The organism is Agarivorans litoreus, from assembly GCF_019649015.1.
Classification (GTDB): Bacteria; Pseudomonadota; Gammaproteobacteria; order Enterobacterales; family Celerinatantimonadaceae; genus Agarivorans; species Agarivorans litoreus.
On record NZ_BLPI01000001.1, the window covers coordinates 2310298 to 2325898 of the forward strand.

At 44.7% G+C, this 15601-nt stretch carries 14 protein-coding genes; 5 read left to right on the forward strand and 9 right to left on the reverse strand.

Features of this window, described 5'->3' with window-relative positions; translation table 11 throughout:
• Positions 1 to 6: 6 nt before the first annotated feature.
• From K5L93_RS10740 to K5L93_RS10775, 8 genes are all read right to left on the reverse strand, one after another.
• Positions 7 to 1650 carry a GGDEF domain-containing protein gene (locus K5L93_RS10740; protein WP_220719841.1) on the reverse strand — a complete coding sequence of 548 codons (1644 nt, stop codon included), beginning with the start codon at positions 1648 to 1650 and terminating at the stop codon, positions 7 to 9.
• Between the two features lie 185 nt (positions 1651 to 1835).
• A complete protein-coding gene (locus K5L93_RS10745) occupies positions 1836 to 3308 on the reverse strand; it encodes a dihydrolipoyl dehydrogenase (protein ID WP_220719842.1) in 1473 nt (490 codons plus the stop codon).
• A gap of 71 nt (positions 3309 to 3379) precedes the next feature.
• Positions 3380 to 4108 carry a glutathione peroxidase gene (locus K5L93_RS10750; RefSeq protein ID WP_220719843.1) on the reverse strand — a complete coding sequence of 243 codons (729 nt, stop codon included), beginning with the start codon at positions 4106 to 4108 and terminating at the stop codon, positions 3380 to 3382.
• 273 nt (positions 4109 to 4381) lie between these two features.
• Positions 4382 to 5239: an ABC transporter permease gene (locus K5L93_RS10755; protein WP_152785353.1), complete on the reverse strand. Its 858-nt coding sequence runs from the start codon at positions 5237 to 5239 to the stop codon at positions 4382 to 4384.
• 2 nt (positions 5240 to 5241) lie between these two features.
• Positions 5242 to 6483: an ABC transporter permease gene (locus tag K5L93_RS10760; protein ID WP_220719844.1), complete on the reverse strand. Its 1242-nt coding sequence runs from the start codon at positions 6481 to 6483 to the stop codon at positions 5242 to 5244.
• Between the two features lie 23 nt (positions 6484 to 6506).
• Positions 6507 to 7553: an ABC transporter substrate-binding protein gene (locus tag K5L93_RS10765; protein WP_220719845.1), complete on the reverse strand. Its 1047-nt coding sequence runs from the start codon at positions 7551 to 7553 to the stop codon at positions 6507 to 6509.
• An 18-nt stretch (positions 7554 to 7571) separates the two neighbouring features.
• Positions 7572 to 8681: an ABC transporter ATP-binding protein gene (locus K5L93_RS10770; protein ID WP_220719846.1), complete on the reverse strand. Its 1110-nt coding sequence runs from the start codon at positions 8679 to 8681 to the stop codon at positions 7572 to 7574.
• 186 nt (positions 8682 to 8867) lie between these two features.
• Positions 8868 to 9788, reverse strand: coding sequence for a LysR family transcriptional regulator (locus K5L93_RS10775; RefSeq protein WP_152785358.1), 921 nt, complete (start codon positions 9786 to 9788; stop codon positions 8868 to 8870).
• Positions 9789 to 9911: 123 nt separating this feature from the next.
• Here K5L93_RS10775 and K5L93_RS10780 point away from each other — a divergent pair, with 123 nt between their 5' ends.
• Positions 9912 to 10907, forward strand: a complete 996-nt coding sequence (locus tag K5L93_RS10780; protein WP_220719847.1) for an NADP-dependent oxidoreductase — start codon at positions 9912 to 9914, stop codon at positions 10905 to 10907.
• Positions 10908 to 10950: 43 nt separating this feature from the next.
• Here K5L93_RS10780 and K5L93_RS10785 read toward each other — a convergent pair whose 3' ends face one another.
• A complete protein-coding gene (locus K5L93_RS10785) occupies positions 10951 to 11568 on the reverse strand; it encodes a glutathione S-transferase family protein (protein WP_220719848.1) in 618 nt (205 codons plus the stop codon).
• A gap of 104 nt (positions 11569 to 11672) precedes the next feature.
• Between K5L93_RS10785 and K5L93_RS10790 the strand changes: the two genes are divergently transcribed.
• The 4 genes from K5L93_RS10790 (at position 11673) to K5L93_RS10805 (ending at position 15209) form a co-directional block, all read left to right on the forward strand.
• The gene (locus K5L93_RS10790; RefSeq protein WP_220719849.1) at positions 11673 to 12548 is read left to right on the forward strand and encodes a LysR substrate-binding domain-containing protein; all 876 of its coding nucleotides are present in this window, start codon (positions 11673 to 11675) and stop codon (positions 12546 to 12548) included.
• Positions 12549 to 12583: 35 nt separating this feature from the next.
• The gene (locus tag K5L93_RS10795; protein WP_220719850.1) at positions 12584 to 13528 is read left to right on the forward strand and encodes a chemotaxis protein; all 945 of its coding nucleotides are present in this window, start codon (positions 12584 to 12586) and stop codon (positions 13526 to 13528) included.
• A 61-nt stretch (positions 13529 to 13589) separates the two neighbouring features.
• On the forward strand, positions 13590 to 14306 hold the full coding sequence (locus tag K5L93_RS10800; protein ID WP_220719851.1) for a substrate-binding periplasmic protein: 717 nt from the start codon (positions 13590 to 13592) through the stop codon (positions 14304 to 14306).
• 84 nt (positions 14307 to 14390) lie between these two features.
• On the forward strand, positions 14391 to 15209 hold the full coding sequence (locus K5L93_RS10805) for a DUF2797 domain-containing protein (RefSeq protein WP_220719852.1): 819 nt from the start codon (positions 14391 to 14393) through the stop codon (positions 15207 to 15209).
• The last annotated feature ends 392 nt before the right edge of the window (positions 15210 to 15601 follow it).

Below are 15601 nucleotides of genomic sequence, written 5' to 3' on the forward strand. Positions count from 1 at the left end.
AATGCTTTATGGCTGTTGATTAATTGCTACTAACTTGGATTTACGTTTACGCTGGGCTTTTTGTTGGTACATGGTCATATCAGCTCGGTAAAACAACTGCTCTGCGTCTTGGCAATCGTCGGTGCTGGCGCTGCCAAAGCTAATGCCACTTTGCGCGGTGCCATTTAGTTGGATGATTTTGTCGGCAATGGCCAGTTTTTCGTCAATCTCACTGCAAGATAAGGTGTCGGAAAAGGCCGCAAACTCATCGCCGCCAATGCGGTAAAGCTTCACTTGGTCGCTAAGCACCATGTTGAGCGCTTCAGCCACTAACTTAATTAGCTTGTCGCCTTCTTGGTGGCCAGCATGGTCATTAATGCTTTTTAGATAATCAATGTCGACTAAGGCGAGGCTGGTGTGATGCTCTTCATCAAATTTAATGTTGCTTACATACTCGTTAAAGGCATAGCGGTTTTTTAAGCCAGTTAGGGCATCTAAACGTGCAGCATCGCGCTCTTCACTCAGCTGCTTAGCGACTAATAAGGACTCTAAGGTGAGTCGCTTAAATTTGTAGTGCAACGCCAGTGACATGAACAAAGTACTAAAAATACAGCTCAGTAGAATGGATAAGTCGGCCGCCAACAAGGTGGTGGTGTTTTTAGGCACAACGGCCATTGCTAACAGTAATGCGGGTATTAGTAATAGCAGGGTTGATAGTATGAAAAGCTGCGCCTGCTTCGAGCCTTGACGCCAGCATTGTAAAGCACTAGAAAGCGCTAATACCACCCACAGTAAGATCACGCAGTAGACCAAAACTACCGCCCAATTTACCCAAATAACAGCAACCGGAATACTGAGTAAACACAGTGCAATTAGGTAGCGACTTGCTAGCCACAGCTTCGGTGCATATTGCTGCAAACTGAGAAAACGGCAGTAAAACAACACACTAAAGATTGGAATCAATAGCACGGGTAATAGGTGTACCTGAGTAATGCGTAGATGCAATAAGTGCGCAGCAACATGGAAAACCAAGGCTAAAGCTAGAGTAATGGAAAATAAGTAGCCGCTGAAGTAGGCAAATACGCGATCTTGCTGCACTAGGCCAACTGCACCGTTGTAGATGGCCAAAATCAGTAAACCGCCTAAGCACAAGGTAATCACACTCGCTCGCCAGTGGTATAGCTGGCTCATGGCCGATTTGTGACCAAAGCTGAGCTGCGGTTGTTCGGTATAATATTGACTAGAAATGCGGGTAATCAGCCAGTATCCACCTAAACTGGGTGTATCAATGTGGCGGGCATAGCTAAATAAGTACTCATAAGGATGTAGGTAACCACTGCTAAGATGGCGTATTTGGTTACCTTCTGAATAAAGGTAGTAATCAATGTTTTCGATAATTGGGCCGTCTACGCTGGCTATCCATTGATTTGGTTGAGAGATATTTATCTTTTTTACTAGCCAATAGCTGCCGCCACTAAGTTTTACCCGATCAACTTGGCTAAGTTTATTTAGCCAGCTGGGTATATCGCTATAGCGGTGCGGTAATACTTGTTGGTCTTCTGCTAAGTAGATTTGCTGTGAACTGGCATTCAAATCGGCAGCAATTGCAGGCTTATAACAGGCCAAATATAAAGTTAGCGCTAAGCTAATAAAAAATCTAAAAGCAGACATAAGCGTTTGTATCGTTCATCCTTGTTTCAACAAAGCTGCAAATAGCATAGAGCAAACTACCGATAATGATAAGCTTTGTTGGCAATAGTTGGATGCTAACATATTTATTGATTTTTTAGTCACTTAAATGAAAAAAGCCCCATGGCGTTTAACCACAGGGCTTGTTTTGTAGCGTTTTTAAGGGTTTAGCTACCCACTCCACACTCCATGCAGGCATCAATCATTTCTGGACCAAGGTGCAACTTAGCGTTTAGGTCGCGTAATGCTGTACGCACGCCCTCTTCAATCACGGGGTGATAAAACGGCATATCCAGCATTTGTGAAACCGTCATTTTAGCTTGATGCGCCCAAGCTAATAAGTGAGCTAAGTGTTCGGCATTTGGACCGATAATTTCTGCTCCCAAAAAGCGGCCTGTGCCTTGCTCACCGTATAAGTGGGCAATACCTTTGTTTACTAACATCACTCGACTGCGGCCTTGATTTTCAAAGCTTACTTCGCCAACTTCAAAGCAACCACAAGAGCCTAAGCGTTTTTCTATATCGCGGTAGCTTTCGCCCACCATAGCAATTTGCGGATCGCTAAATACTGCGGCGATAGGCGTGCGACGTAAACCAGCGCGAACTTCTTTACAACGTCCGGCGTTATCGCCAGCAATTTTGCCTTGGTCGGCGGCCTCGTGCAGTAGAGGGATCTGGTTGCTAGCGTCACCAGCAATAAAAATATGGTTTATCGATGTTTGCAAAGTGTAGTGGTCGGCAACCGGCACACCGCGTTCATCAAGCTGAATATCCAGCTTATCTAAACCCAGTTTATCGGTATTAGGTCTGCGCCCGGTGGCAGCAACTAGATAGTCAACTTCAGTTTCAACCCTGGTACCTTGTTTATCGATATAGCGAAGCTTGACCCCATTTTCACTACGCTCAATTAACTCAACCTTAGCGTCTGAATCTAAATAAAACTCTTCGGCGTAAGCGGTGTTGGCATAGTCAGTTAAGGCTGGGTCGGTAAGTGGGCCAACTGCGCCACCCACACCAAACATCAGTACTTTTACACCTAAACGATGTAAGGCTTGACCAAGCTCTAGGCCAATTACGCCTGGGCCAAATACCGCAATCGATTCTGGTAAGGTATCCCATTCAAAAATATCGTCATTTACTAACAAGCAGTCACCTAACTCGGCCCAAGGCGCTGGAAAAGTTGGGCGGGAACCGCTAGCAATAACGATGCGCTTAGCTTCAACTAGAGTGCTTGAACCATCGCTGTGTTTAACGCTAAGTTGATTCTCATTCACAAATTCGGCGTAGCCATCTAGCTTGTGCTGAGCATCGATGCCTTCTACAGACTCCAATACAAAACCAACAAAGCGGTCGCGTTCAGACTTTACCCGTTGCATCACGGCGTGGCCGTCTATTTTCGGCTTACCCAAGTTAACTCCAAATTGGGCCGACTTTTCATATTGATGGGCATTCTCAGCAGCGGCAATAAGCAATTTACTTGGCATACAACCTACCCGCGCACAGGTAGTGCCATAGGGGCCTGCTTCAATCATTAATACCGAATCGGTATGCTCTTTTGCGGCGCGGTATGCGGCTAAACCTGCGGTTCCGCCACCAATAATGGCTACATCTACAGATTGCTTAACTTCTGAATTTGACATGATAACTACCTTTGAAACCTGCGAATTGGGTTGTTCAGGCGAGTAGACCGTCTCGCCTGAATTTTTATTGCTTAAGCTAAGTAAGCTTCTAGCTCTTCACTACCGCCAATGTGTTTTCCGTCTACAAATACTTGTGGAACAGTGCTGCGGCCGCTAATCGCTTTAAGACTTACGCTGGTGGCGTCGGTGCCTAGTATTACTTCTTCAAAAGCTATGCCTTTGTCATGCAACAATTGCTTAGCTTTGGCACAGAAAGGGCAACCTGGCTTGCTAATTACACTAATTGCAGAAGGCTTTTTAGCGTCGGCATTAATGTAGTTAAGCATGGTGTCGGCATCTGATACCTCAAACGGGTCGCCTGCAACATCTGGCTCAATAAACATTTTTTCAATTACGCCGTTTTTCACTAACATAGAGTAGCGCCAGCTGCGTTTGCCAAAACCTAAGTCGTTTTTACCCACTAGCATGCCCATGCCTTCGCTAAACTCACCGTTTCCGTCTGGAATTACAGTAATGTTTTCAGCTTCTTGGTCTGCTAACCATGCATTCATTACAAACGTATCGTTAACACTTAAACATACAATGTCATCAACGCCGTTCTCTTTTAGAACACCAGCTAGCTCGTTGTAGCGTGGTAAGTGTGTTGATGAACAAGTTGGTGTAAATGCACCCGGTAGGGCAAAAACAACCACGGTTTTATCTTTGAATATCTGCTCAGTAGTAATGTCTACCCAAGCGTCGTTTTGACGAGTATGAAAAGTAACACTTGGTACATTTTGGCCTTCGCGATTCTCTAACATATCTTTCTCCGTAAACGTTAATAAGGTGTGTTCGTTTGATGGGTCTAGTATCAATTCTTCGCAGTGATTTGTAAAAACGATTGAATCTATCTTTATGATAGGTGATTGCTATTGAATTAAATTCAAAGAATTAGCACAGCAATAATAGGTGCTAAAACGTGAATATAGGGAGTTAGATCAGAGGATAGTGGTGAATTGCTTGTTTATGATCAATTTATATCTGTGAAACAATCAACATAAAATAAACGTATGTAAGTTGTTGTAATAAATAGCTTAGCTATCTAGTTCTCCGCTTTGAATTCGCTCGCTACGGGCACGTAGATACTCAATAGTAAATAGCAGCATGGCAGAAATCACAATCAACAAAGTGGCTACTGCCAAAATGGTGGGGTTAATTTGCTCACGTAAACCAGAGAACATTTGTCGCGGAATGGTTCGTTGCTCTGGCCCGGCTAAAAACAGCACTACCACCACTTCATCAAATGAGGTAATGAAAGCAAACAGGGCGCCAGATATTACACCAGGGCGGATGAGCGGCATAATCACTTTAAAAAAGGTGGTGAGTGGGCGTGCGCCAAGGCCTAACGAGGCATTAACTAAGGAATAATCAAAGCCAGACAATGCTGCGTTTACGGTGATTAAAACAAAAGGTGTGCCTAAGGCCGCGTGCGCTAAAATCACGCCGAGGTAAGAACCTGCCAAGTTTAGCTGGCTATAAAAGAAGTACATTCCTGCTGCTGTGATGATGAGTGGCACAATCATCGGCGACAATAAAATAGCCATCCAAAGCTTTTGCCAGGGCATCGCTGGGTTGCTTAAACCAATCGCCGCCAAGGTGCCTAATACGGTAGCAATTAAGGTGGCGCATATCCCAATAAAAAAGCTGTTTTTAATTGCTAATAGCCACTTATCGTCGTGCCAGATTTCGGCATACCATTTCAAAGAGTAGGCCTCGGGCTCTAGCGCCAACATGCCTTCAGTAAAACTAAAAAAGGGCTCTACGTTGAACGAGAGCGGAATTATCACCATGATTGGCAGCATCAAAAACGCCAGCACTAATAACGAGCAAAAGCGCAGGCCATAGTGGGCTAAGATATGCCAGAAGGTGAAATATTTAGGATAACTTTTCATGCTTAGCCCAACTTAATATTGTTTACGCCAACAAAGCGATCGTAAACCCAGTACAGAGCAATGATTAAGGCTAGCAATAACGAGCCTAGTGCTGCTGCGAGTTCCCAGTTATTGGAAGACTGCATGTGGAAGGCAATAATATTAGAAATCATCTGCCCTTCGGTACCGCCGACTATGGCTGGGGTAATGTAGTAGCCAATAGAAATAATAAATACCAATAAAGCACCGGCACTTACCCCTGGGATGGTCATTGGCAGGTAGATTTTGATAAAAGCCGGCACTGGCCTTGCCCCTAAAGACAGCGCTGCGCGAAAATAACTCGGGTCGATATTTTTCATCACGCTATACAAAGGCAAAATCATAAATGGCAGCAAAATATGGGTCATAGCAATGATGGTGGCAAATTGGGTGTAGAGCATTTCAAAGGGCTCATCAATCAAGCCTAAGGCTTGCAGGGTTGAGTTGACCACGCCATTGGTTTGTAAAATGGCGATCCAAGAAGTGGTGCGAACCAGTAGTGAGGTCCAAAAAGGCAATAAAACCAATACCATTAAACGATTGGCAATTTTACTGGGCGCATTGGCCAAGTAGTAGGCCAAAGGATAGGCTAACAAAGCGGTTAAACAGGTAATAATTAGCGCTATTTTTAAGCTTTTCCAATATAGCTTTAAATAGATTTGAGTATCGCGCTGCTCGATCTCTCCAGCGGGATTACGCTTTAAATCAAAGGTTGTAAGGTAGTAGCTGTCGGTAAAGGCTTGCCCAGAGCGTTTCACCGCACGCCATAAATTGATGTCTTGCCATTTTTTGGAATAACCAAGCAACAAGGTGTCGCCACTTTGCTGTAATTCTTCGAGAGATTTTTTCTTAAGTTTTCTGGCACTAGATTTAATTAAACTAGAGCTACCAGGTTTAAGCCGATTCACTTCTTCGGCTAGCTTGCCTGATAAGCGCTCTTTAGAGAGCCCTTGCAGCTCAATGGCAAATTGCTTGAGGGCTTGGCTATTAGGAAGCTGGTCGCCAGCTTCGTCCCAAGTGCTTAGTTCTGCCAAACTTAAAGGAATTAACTGGCTAACCGTAGGGTGGTAAACACTGCGGTATAGCATAGTGGCAATAGGAGAGATAAAGGTGATGAAGACAAATATCAACAGCGGCATGGTAAATGCCAGCAGCATGCGCTTTTTGCGTTTAAGCAAGCGTTTGCTCTCGAGTATTTCTTCAACGCTAAGGCTGTTGTTATCCATCTTCACCTCTAACTAAGTTGCTGTTATTTCAGCAGCCACTCGTTAAATTTCTCACCTAAGGATTCGCCATAATCAGCCCAAAACTCTCCAGATGCTTTTACACCTTTATCTAGGTGTGAAGATGGCAGTTTTGGAATAACCGCTTTATCTACATAAGCGTAAGATGAGTTACGAGTAGGGCCGTAAGCCACTTCAGGCATGCCGCTCAATGGTTTTGAGCTGGTAGCAAAACGGATAAACTCCATGGCTAAGTCTTTTTTCTTGGTGCCTTTTACAATGGCCCAAACGTCTAAGTCATATAGGTGAGCATCCCACACCATCTCAAAAGGCTTTCCTTCGCTTTGAATGGCGTCGAAGATCCGCCCGTTGGCCGATTGAACCATCACGGCACCACCATCATTGAGTAATTGTGGCGCTTGTGACCAGCTGTCGAACCAAACGATGTCGTCGGCAATGGTGGCTAACTTGGCAAAGGCGCGAGCTTGGCCTTCGTCGGTTTCTAATACTTCATAAACCTGCTCTTTTGGTACACCATCGGCAATCAGTGCCCATTCTAAATTTACCTGTGGGCGCTTACGTAAAGCACGTTTTCCGGGGTAGGTTTTGGTATCGAAGAAGTCGGCGATAGAGCTAGGTTGGCCGCCTTTAATGGTGTCGTTGTTGTAGGCGTAAAGCACCGTCCAAACAATGTTACCCACGCCACATTCATTGGCGAGTGCTGCTTCGCTAAAGTCTTCTGCTGCAGGCACGCCGTCGTCACCAGGTGGTAGGCTGTCGTGGTCAATCACTTCTAATAGGCCTTCTGAACAGGCGCGTTCGAGATCAATTACCTCTACGTCAATTACGTCCCAAAGAATGTTTCCACTCTCTACTTGGGCTTTAATTTCGGCAATACCACCGGAGTAGTTTTCAAATAAAATTTTGTGGCCGGTTTCTTTCATGAAAGGGTCTAGCATGTGTTTTTGCTGGGCTGCGCCATACGCACCACCAAAGGATACGGCGGTGAGTTGGTCGGCATTGGCAATGCTACAGACCGAGGCAAGAGCAAGAACTGGAAGTAAACGTTTCATAGGTACCATCCTTTACCATTAAGAGCTTGGGGGTGGATTAAAAGCTAACCCGTCATTAACGGACCACGTTAGTTTAGTGATTGTGCCAGCGGCAATTTGTGGTGCGTCGTGATCGTTGAGCACTTTTACCATGAGCTCGGTTTTGTCACGAAGCTTAAAGAAGTAGCGAATAAAGTCGCCCACATAGAGGCGCGTAATAAACTCTGCTTCAATTCGGTTATCAAAGCGATGTTTATCGCTTTCTATAAATAGATTTTCTGGGCGTACGGCTAGCACACAAGCGTTGCCAGACTCGGGGCAATCCATGGCTTGGCCACTAACCACGCTACCATCACTGAGTTCTACTTTAGCCAAGCCTTGAGTGCGATTGAGTACCTTACCTTTGAGGTGATTGTTTTCACCGATAAAGTCAGCGACAAAGGCGTTTTCGGGGCGCTCATAAAGCACATCTGGTGCGGCACACTGTTGCACAACCCCATCGTTAAATACGGCGATGCGATCTGACATGGTGAGGGCTTCGGTTTGGTCGTGGGTGACATAAATAGCAGTAAAGCCGATAGATTCATGTAGCCGTTTTATTTCTAACTGCATTTGCTCGCGAAGGTTTTTATCTAAGGCGCCTAGTGGTTCATCCATTAATACGATCGAAGGCTCAAAAATAAGTGAGCGGGCTAAAGCAACCCGTTGTTTTTGGCCGCCAGACAAATGCCCTGGGTAGCGTTTACCAAAGCTTTCTAGCTCCACTAGAGCTAACGACTCAACAACTCTGCGGTTAATTTCTTCTTTGGGAAGTTTACGTACCACTAAGGGATAAGCCAGGTTTTCAGCTACTGTCATGTGGGGAAATAATGCGTAGTGTTGGAACACCATGCCGATATTTCGATTGTAAGGTGCTACGTTGGTAACCGCTTGGCCATTTACCAGAATCTGACCACTGGTGACATCTTCAAAGCCGGCGAGCATCATCAAGCAAGTGGTTTTGCCAGAGCCTGAAGGACCTAGTAAGGTAACAAACTCACCCTTGCGAATATCAAGGTTAAAGTTTTTTACCACTAAGCTGCGTTGATCGTAGCTTTTTTTAACGTCAACAAAGCGCACATATTGTTGGTCACTGACCGGCTCGCCCATAAACAGTTCCTTTTGCTAAGAGCTTGTTGCTATAAGTAGACCAATTAATCGAAAAATTAGCGTAACATTATCCTAACAAACAAGTTTGCAGAGAAAAGTGCAAATTTTGAACAACTTAGTGAAAACATTAGCACAATATGCTGAATATTTAAGCTGTGGCGGTTAAACCATTGGCTGCTTTGTTTGTTAACCTAAGTATTCACTAGGCTGCTGCATTAGTTGCGATACGATAAAGTCTACCGCTACCTTTACCTTAGGAATTTGATACTTAAGCCCTTGGTACAAAAGATAAATGCCGGTAGCTTCAGCAGGCGATACACGAATATCTTGGCCTACTGAAAAGCGCACTAAACTGCCTTCGGCAAGTTGTTGGCTAATTCCCCACTCTGGTAGTAAAGCAATGCCATCACCACTTTTTGCTGCGTTGACTAAGCTTGTACCATGATTGCTAATTAAGCGAATAGGTGGATGTAATTCTTGCCATTTTTGTTGTTCTTTATATAACCAAGGCAGCACTTTTTCTGGGCTTCGATAGCGTAAGCTGGGGTGTTGATTAAGCTCGAGAGGGCTTTGTGGTTGGCCATTGCGCGCTAAATATTCTGGCGATGCACACAATACAAAATGATTATTCGAAAGTTTTTTGGCAACAATGCGCTCATCGGGTGCTGTGCCGCCACGAATTGCGATATCTATTTGGTCGCGGCGCAAGTTACTTAGCTGATCACTAAAGTGCAGATCTAACACGATGTCTGGGTAACGTTGTGAAAATTCACTCAAAATAGGCGTTAAACATAGCTCCCCGTAGCTTGGCATCGCACTAATTGACAGTAAACCACTGGGGTGATGTTGCTGTTGTTTTAGCAGGTCTTCTGCATCACTTAAGCTGTGTAAGGCCGGTAATATCTGCTGATAGTATAAATCGCCCAACTCGGTAAGTTTTACCTGGCGAGTGCTGCGGTGCAGCAATTGTTGCTTAAGCAAGGCTTCTAAATCGGCAATCCGTCGTGATACCGAGGAGGGCGGCACGTCAAAGGCATTAGCAGTATTGGTGAAGCTGCCAGATTCAGCAAGGTGAGCAAAATATTGCAGGGCGCGTAACTTATCCATTAGGGTCATTTTTGTCTAAAAGGCAATAAAGTTTAGCTTAAAGGGCTATTTATTCCTATTTGTAAAGCTATTTACAATGAAAGCGTAAATAATGATGAATACTATTCACTTAAGGAAGCCTGCATGTCGAGCTATCAATCAATTCATTTGGTCAAGCGCCCTGTTACAAACATTGAAGCCAGTTGCTTTGAAAGCCGCAGCAACGCTGTAGAGGCTTTGCAAGATGGTGAGTTTAGGGTTAAGCAAACCCATATGTCGCTAGACCCTGCCATGCGCGGTTGGATGAGTGCTGACACCGATAGTTACATTCCTCCGGTCGCTTTAGGTGAAGTAATGCGCGCTAGCGGTATTGCTGAGGTGATCGAATCTCGCAATGCGCAGTTTCCGGTAGGTGCTACGGTAATGGGCATGTTTGGCTGGACCGAGCAAGCTGTAAGCTCTGGTGCTGGGGTGAATATTGTTCCGCCTGGTTTGCCAGCCGAAGCGGTGTTAGCAGTATTAGCCTTACCAGGCATGACTGCTGCCCAAGGCTTGCTAGAAATTGCTAAACCCAAAGCGGGTGAAACCTTATTGGTAAGTGGGGCCGCTGGCTCGGTAGGCTCTTTAGTTGGGCAAATAGCCAAGGCCGAAGGTTTGCACGTAGTGGGTGTGGCAGGTAGCGATGAAAAATGTCGCTGGCTAGTAGAGGACTTAGGTTTTGACGGTGCAGTGAATTATAAAACCGACAATATTGCCAAAAAAGTAGCTGAGCTAACACCCAATGGTGTTGATATTTATTTCGAAAATACCGGTGGTGAAATCCAGCAAGTGGCCATTGATAACATGAATGCTTTTGGCCGCATCGTAGTGTGTGGAATGATTGCCGATTACAACACCGAGCAGCCTTCGGCTGGCCCTAATTGGATCCCCATTGTTAAAAAGCGTTTGTCTATTCAAGGCTTTACCATGCCGGACCATTTCGATAAAGCTCCACAGTTAATGCAGCAAGTAAGCTGCTATTTGCAAGCAGGTAAACTAAAGTATCGTGTTCATGTTCTAGAAGGCTTAGATTCAGCCATCGAAGGCATTAATTTGCTGTTTAGTGGTGATAATCAAGGCAAATTATTAGTTAAATTGTAAGCGTTTGACCAAGCCGATTTTCGGCTTGGTCTTTTTTGCTCCGTTAGTTAATCAGGGCAGAATCATCGTTAATGCTCACATAGTTGTTTTGCTGGGCTATGCGCCCCAACCAAGAAAGCACCGCAGGAAACTGCTGTAAATCAAATCCGCCTTCTTCAGCTACATGGGTATAGGCGTACAAGGCAATATCAGCAATAGTAAGACGGTTTCCCACAAAATAATCATGCTGGCTAAGGTGCTGCTCCATTACTGCTAATGCTGCATAGCCTTGCTGTTGTTTATCGGCTAACTGAGCTTGACGCTCTGGTGTTACGCCAGCGTGAGTAAGCCAGAAGCGAGGGCTGGCAATATTTGGCTCATGGCTATATTGCTCGAAACTCATCCATTTTATAACTTGAGCTTGCTGCCAAGCATCTTGTGGCCAAAACGGTGTTCCTTGGGCTAAATAAAACAATACAGCATTGGATTCTGCCAAGCAGCGTCCATCGTCAAATTCAAGCACAGGTATTTTGCCATTAGGGTTTAATGCTAAAAATTCAGCAGTGCGTGATTCACCCTTCACGATGTCATAGCTTTTAAGTTGATAGGGTTGGCCTAGTAGGCTAAGCAATAAGCGAATTTTGTAGCCGTTTCCAGAGGGTAAGTAGTCGTGCAAAATCATAGCGAATCCTTGTGCTTAGGTATTATGGCTAGTGTGACAAGTTGCTTGTAGTTTTAATAACGATTATTTTTGATGGCAACTATTAACGATGGTGATGGGTTGATATGGACATTGATGCTTTACGCAGCTTAGTGGCTTTTGTAGAAAGTGGAAGTTTTACCCGAGCGGCTAGCCAAACCTTTCGCACTCAGTCTGCGATTAGTGCGCAAATGAAAAAGTTGCAGCAAGAAAGCGTTAGCCCTTTGTTTGAAAAAGAAGGCCGTAGTTTAGTGCTAACCCCCGCTGGTCAATCCTTAGCGAGCTATGCGCGGCGCATTATCAGTTTGCACGACCAAGCTGTCACAGAGTTGAAGCACAGTCACGATAGAGTGGATTTACGGATTGGTTGCCCAGACGATTATAGTGTGTCGGTGTTGCCTTTATTGTGCGAGTTATTGCAGCAAACCATTCCTAATTTGTGTTTACGTTTGTCTGCTGCACCCAGTGTGAAATTAAGAGAAAGCTTGGATCAAGGCGAACTTGATTTGGCCATTCTTACTCGCAGCCCAGATAGTGATGAAGGTTATTTATTACGCCATGACCAAGGCGTTTGGGTAAGCCATAAAGACCGCGATTTAAGTCAATTACGGCCTATGCCATTAGCCTTATATGAAACTGATTGTAAGTTTCACGCCAGCGCGATTGATGGATTAGATAAGGCAGACATACCTTATCGTTTGCTCGCAACCAGTGCCAATCATAGTGGCCTGTATGGATTGGTCTCGCAAGGATTAGCCGTAGCCGCTATTGCGCGTTCTAGCAAGGGTGAATTACAAGAACTGTGCGCTAAAACAATGCCTCCCTTGCCAGCAATTGATATTGTAGTTGTTGCTGCCACCCAACCTCATACGGCGTGTAGCAGTGAAACAGTAAAACAAATTTGTCAGCGGTTTCGCCAGCAAGATGCCTATTTATTAGACACGCCAGCTGAAGCGGTATAACGTTGAAAGTTATTTAAACAGAGTAAGGATGCTTCATGAGTAGCGCCACTAGTCAAACCCAAGGTTTATTGCACTTTAGGCTGTCCCTAAATCAGCTATTTGCGATTGGCACCTTAAAGGTACGTGAAATAGTACCCTATACCCGACTAACCGCTCTGCCGCATTCTCACCAATATGTACTGGGCTCAGCGTCCTTGCGTGGTCAAACAATTTCGGTGATCGACATGGCTGCTGCTGTTGGTTATCGACCTATTACCGCAGATGAGCGTGAATCTTGTTCGATTATTATCACTGATGTAAGTCGCCAAACCGTTGGTTTTTTGGTGCGAGGTATTGAAAAAATCACAGAATGTCGCTGGCGTGATATCGATCCACCGCCTGGGTCTTTAGGTAAAGATGCTTATGTAACCGGAGTGACTCGGGTTGATGACAAGCTGGTGCAACTGCTGGATATAGAAAAGCTAATTGCCACGGTTTTCCCCGATGATGAAGACCGAGTGCGCGTATCGGTTAGCTTGCCAGATCAAGCGATTCTTGCTCAGCTTAAAATTTTGCTAGTAGATGACTCGGCCACTGCTCGTAAACAATTGGCCAGTGCCTTAGACAGCATAGAAATTGATTATGAAATGGCCAGTGACGGCGCAACTGCTTTTAAAATGATGCAGCAAGCAGCTGCTCAGGGGAAGCCAATTGATGTGCTGGTGAGTGACATTGAGATGCCGGGTCTAGATGGATATGAGCTTACTTTTGAGGTTCGTAGCGATCCTGGTGTTGCTGACGCCTACATTATTTTACACACCTCACTGTCCAGTGAAATTAGTGTTGATAGAGCTAGCCAAGTGGGTGCCGATGAAGCCTTAACCAAGTTTGATGCAGGCGAATTGATCGACGCTATGTTGCGTGGTGCCGAGCGGGTATCTGACGATATAACTAAGGTTGGTTTAGCAAAAAAGACCGGAATCCTTGAGGGGATGTTTTAGCGCGTAAGAACCGTTGTTCTGCTACAATTCGCTAAAACCTTACTCAAGGATTGATGCATTGATGAAGCGCTTTTGTATCTTTTTTTGTTTGCTGCATTCTTTTGCTCTTTACGCAAAAGATATTAATGTTGCTACCGACTTATGGGAAGGTTACAGCAGTAAAGATGGCACCGGGTATTATTTTGCGGTGCTTAAACGGGTATTCCCCGAACATAGTTACTCTTTTCACTTCATGCCCTATTCCCGCTCTATTGCTATGTTAGACAAGCTGCAAGTTGATTTGGTTTTTGGTGCAGCGGAAGATGATTTTGAGAATGCTCTCTGTTCCAAATATGTTCTCGAAACTGATAGAACCGATATGCTGGTTTTAGTATCTTTTTATCGCCGTTATGGATCTTTAAACGACTTAGTGGGAAAGCAAGTAGTGTCTCACCTAGGTTATGATTGGGCTGACTTGTTACCAGAGGGCACCAACTATCGCGAGTACTCTGACTTAACTCAGATGATTAAGTTGTTGAAGAAGGGAAGAGTTGATGCCATTTTAGACTATCGTGCCGATATCGAAGCCTTGTTGGCCGTTGCGCCAGATTTGGCTGATGGGCTGAGCATCATTGAATCGGTACTCAGCTATGATTCGACCTTTTGTTTTGCTGCTAGCGAAAAAGGGGCTCAGCTGCTCATTCAGTTTGAGCAAGTAATACCTTCGCTAATTGAAAGTGGCGAGCTCCATCAAATCATGATGGAGCAAGTTGAGAGCGATGCCGATTATCCCTACTAAACATTGCTTGGTGTAACACTTTTCCCCTTGCCTGCTTTGCTTTACACTGCTCAGCCATAATAAGACTTCAGAGAGTGGCGGACCGTGCAGGGACATCTATCAAAAATGCGAGCAGAACTGGGCGAACAAGTTCAGTATTATTTGCCTATTGGTGAGCAAGAATTACACCTTAATCCACTAATTGGTGAATCTTTAGCTTTCGAATTTACCGGTAAAATAAACTGCCGAAGCTGTGGTAAAGCCACCAAGAAAAGTTACTCGCAGGGCCATTGTTTTGTGTGCATGCGTAAGCTGGCCAGTTGCGATATGTGTATTATGAAGCCTGAAACCTGCCACTATGCCCAAGGCACCTGTCGTGAGCCAGAGTGGGGAGAAGCAAATTGCATGATTCCTCATTATGTTTACTTGGCAAACACGTCTGGCTTAAAGGTGGGCATTACTCGCCATAGCCAAATACCAACACGTTGGATTGACCAAGGTGCTACTCAAGCCCTACCAATATTTAAAGTTGCCACGCGCCAGCTTTCTGGTTTGGTAGAAATAGAATTAGCTAAGCTGGTGGCAGACAAAACCAATTGGCGAGCTATGTTAAAAGGCGATGCGATAGAGTTAGATTTGATAGCCGAACGTGAACGTTTGTTGCCACAAATTGGTGAGGCCTTGGCCGATTTAGCAGAGCGCTTTGGCTTAGAAGCCATAAGTGAATTGCCCGATGAGCAGGTGATTGATTTACATTTTCCTGTTGCTCAATATCCAAGCAAAATAAGCAGTTTTAACTTAGATAAAAATCCCTTGGTAGAAGGGCAGCTGCAAGGAATTAAAGGCCAGTATTTAATCTTTAACAATGGTGTGATAAATATTCGCAAGTTTGGCTCTTACGAAATAAAACTATTGTCTGAATAAGCCAATTTACTAGCAGTATCGGAAACAACATGATCTTACAGACTTGGCAAAAGAGACTTACATGCATACTGATTTTATCAGTGTCTTGGTTTGTCTTTGCTTGGGCTGAACATCAAGTTGAACGGCTTGATCCAGAGCACTCCGAGCTACATTGTCAACTCTGTTTTAATTTAAAAAAACTGGCAACGGCGATAGTAAGTAGCGTACCGCTGATTGTATTGCTTAAACGTCGCCAAGTTTTTGTTAGAACAGCTTACTTATACACTAGCCAGCATGCGCTCGCTGCTAGTGCCCGCTCTCCACCGTCCATGAGTTGCTAATTTAGCTAAACAAGGTTTGAATCTCGCAATACAGCTGAGTATGGTTAACGTTAAGCCAACACGCTTAGGCTT

Excerpts from the sequence above, each read along its gene's own strand:
- K5L93_RS10755 (WP_152785353.1), bottom strand. The coding sequence starts at position 5,239 with ATGAAAAGTTATCCTAAATATTTCACCTTCTGGCATATCTTAGCCCAC.
- K5L93_RS10750 (WP_220719843.1), bottom strand. The coding sequence starts at position 4,108 with ATGTTAGAGAATCGCGAAGGCCAAAATGTACCAAGTGTTACTTTTCAT.
- K5L93_RS10775 (WP_152785358.1), bottom strand. The coding sequence starts at position 9,788 with ATGGATAAGTTACGCGCCCTGCAATATTTTGCTCACCTTGCTGAATCT.
- K5L93_RS10770 (WP_220719846.1), bottom strand. The coding sequence starts at position 8,681 with ATGGGCGAGCCGGTCAGTGACCAACAATATGTGCGCTTTGTTGACGTT.
- K5L93_RS10800 (WP_220719851.1), top strand. The coding sequence starts at position 13,590 with ATGAAGCGCTTTTGTATCTTTTTTTGTTTGCTGCATTCTTTTGCTCTT.
- K5L93_RS10765 (WP_220719845.1), bottom strand. The coding sequence starts at position 7,553 with ATGAAACGTTTACTTCCAGTTCTTGCTCTTGCCTCGGTCTGTAGCATT.
- K5L93_RS10760 (WP_220719844.1), bottom strand. The coding sequence starts at position 6,483 with ATGGATAACAACAGCCTTAGCGTTGAAGAAATACTCGAGAGCAAACGC.
- K5L93_RS10785 (WP_220719848.1), bottom strand. The coding sequence starts at position 11,568 with ATGATTTTGCACGACTACTTACCCTCTGGAAACGGCTACAAAATTCGC.
- K5L93_RS10795 (WP_220719850.1), top strand. The coding sequence starts at position 12,584 with ATGAGTAGCGCCACTAGTCAAACCCAAGGTTTATTGCACTTTAGGCTG.
- K5L93_RS10780 (WP_220719847.1), top strand. The coding sequence starts at position 9,912 with ATGTCGAGCTATCAATCAATTCATTTGGTCAAGCGCCCTGTTACAAAC.
- K5L93_RS10745 (WP_220719842.1), bottom strand. The coding sequence starts at position 3,308 with ATGTCAAATTCAGAAGTTAAGCAATCTGTAGATGTAGCCATTATTGGT.
- K5L93_RS10740 (WP_220719841.1), bottom strand. The coding sequence starts at position 1,650 with ATGTCTGCTTTTAGATTTTTTATTAGCTTAGCGCTAACTTTATATTTG.
- K5L93_RS10790 (WP_220719849.1), top strand. The coding sequence starts at position 11,673 with ATGGACATTGATGCTTTACGCAGCTTAGTGGCTTTTGTAGAAAGTGGA.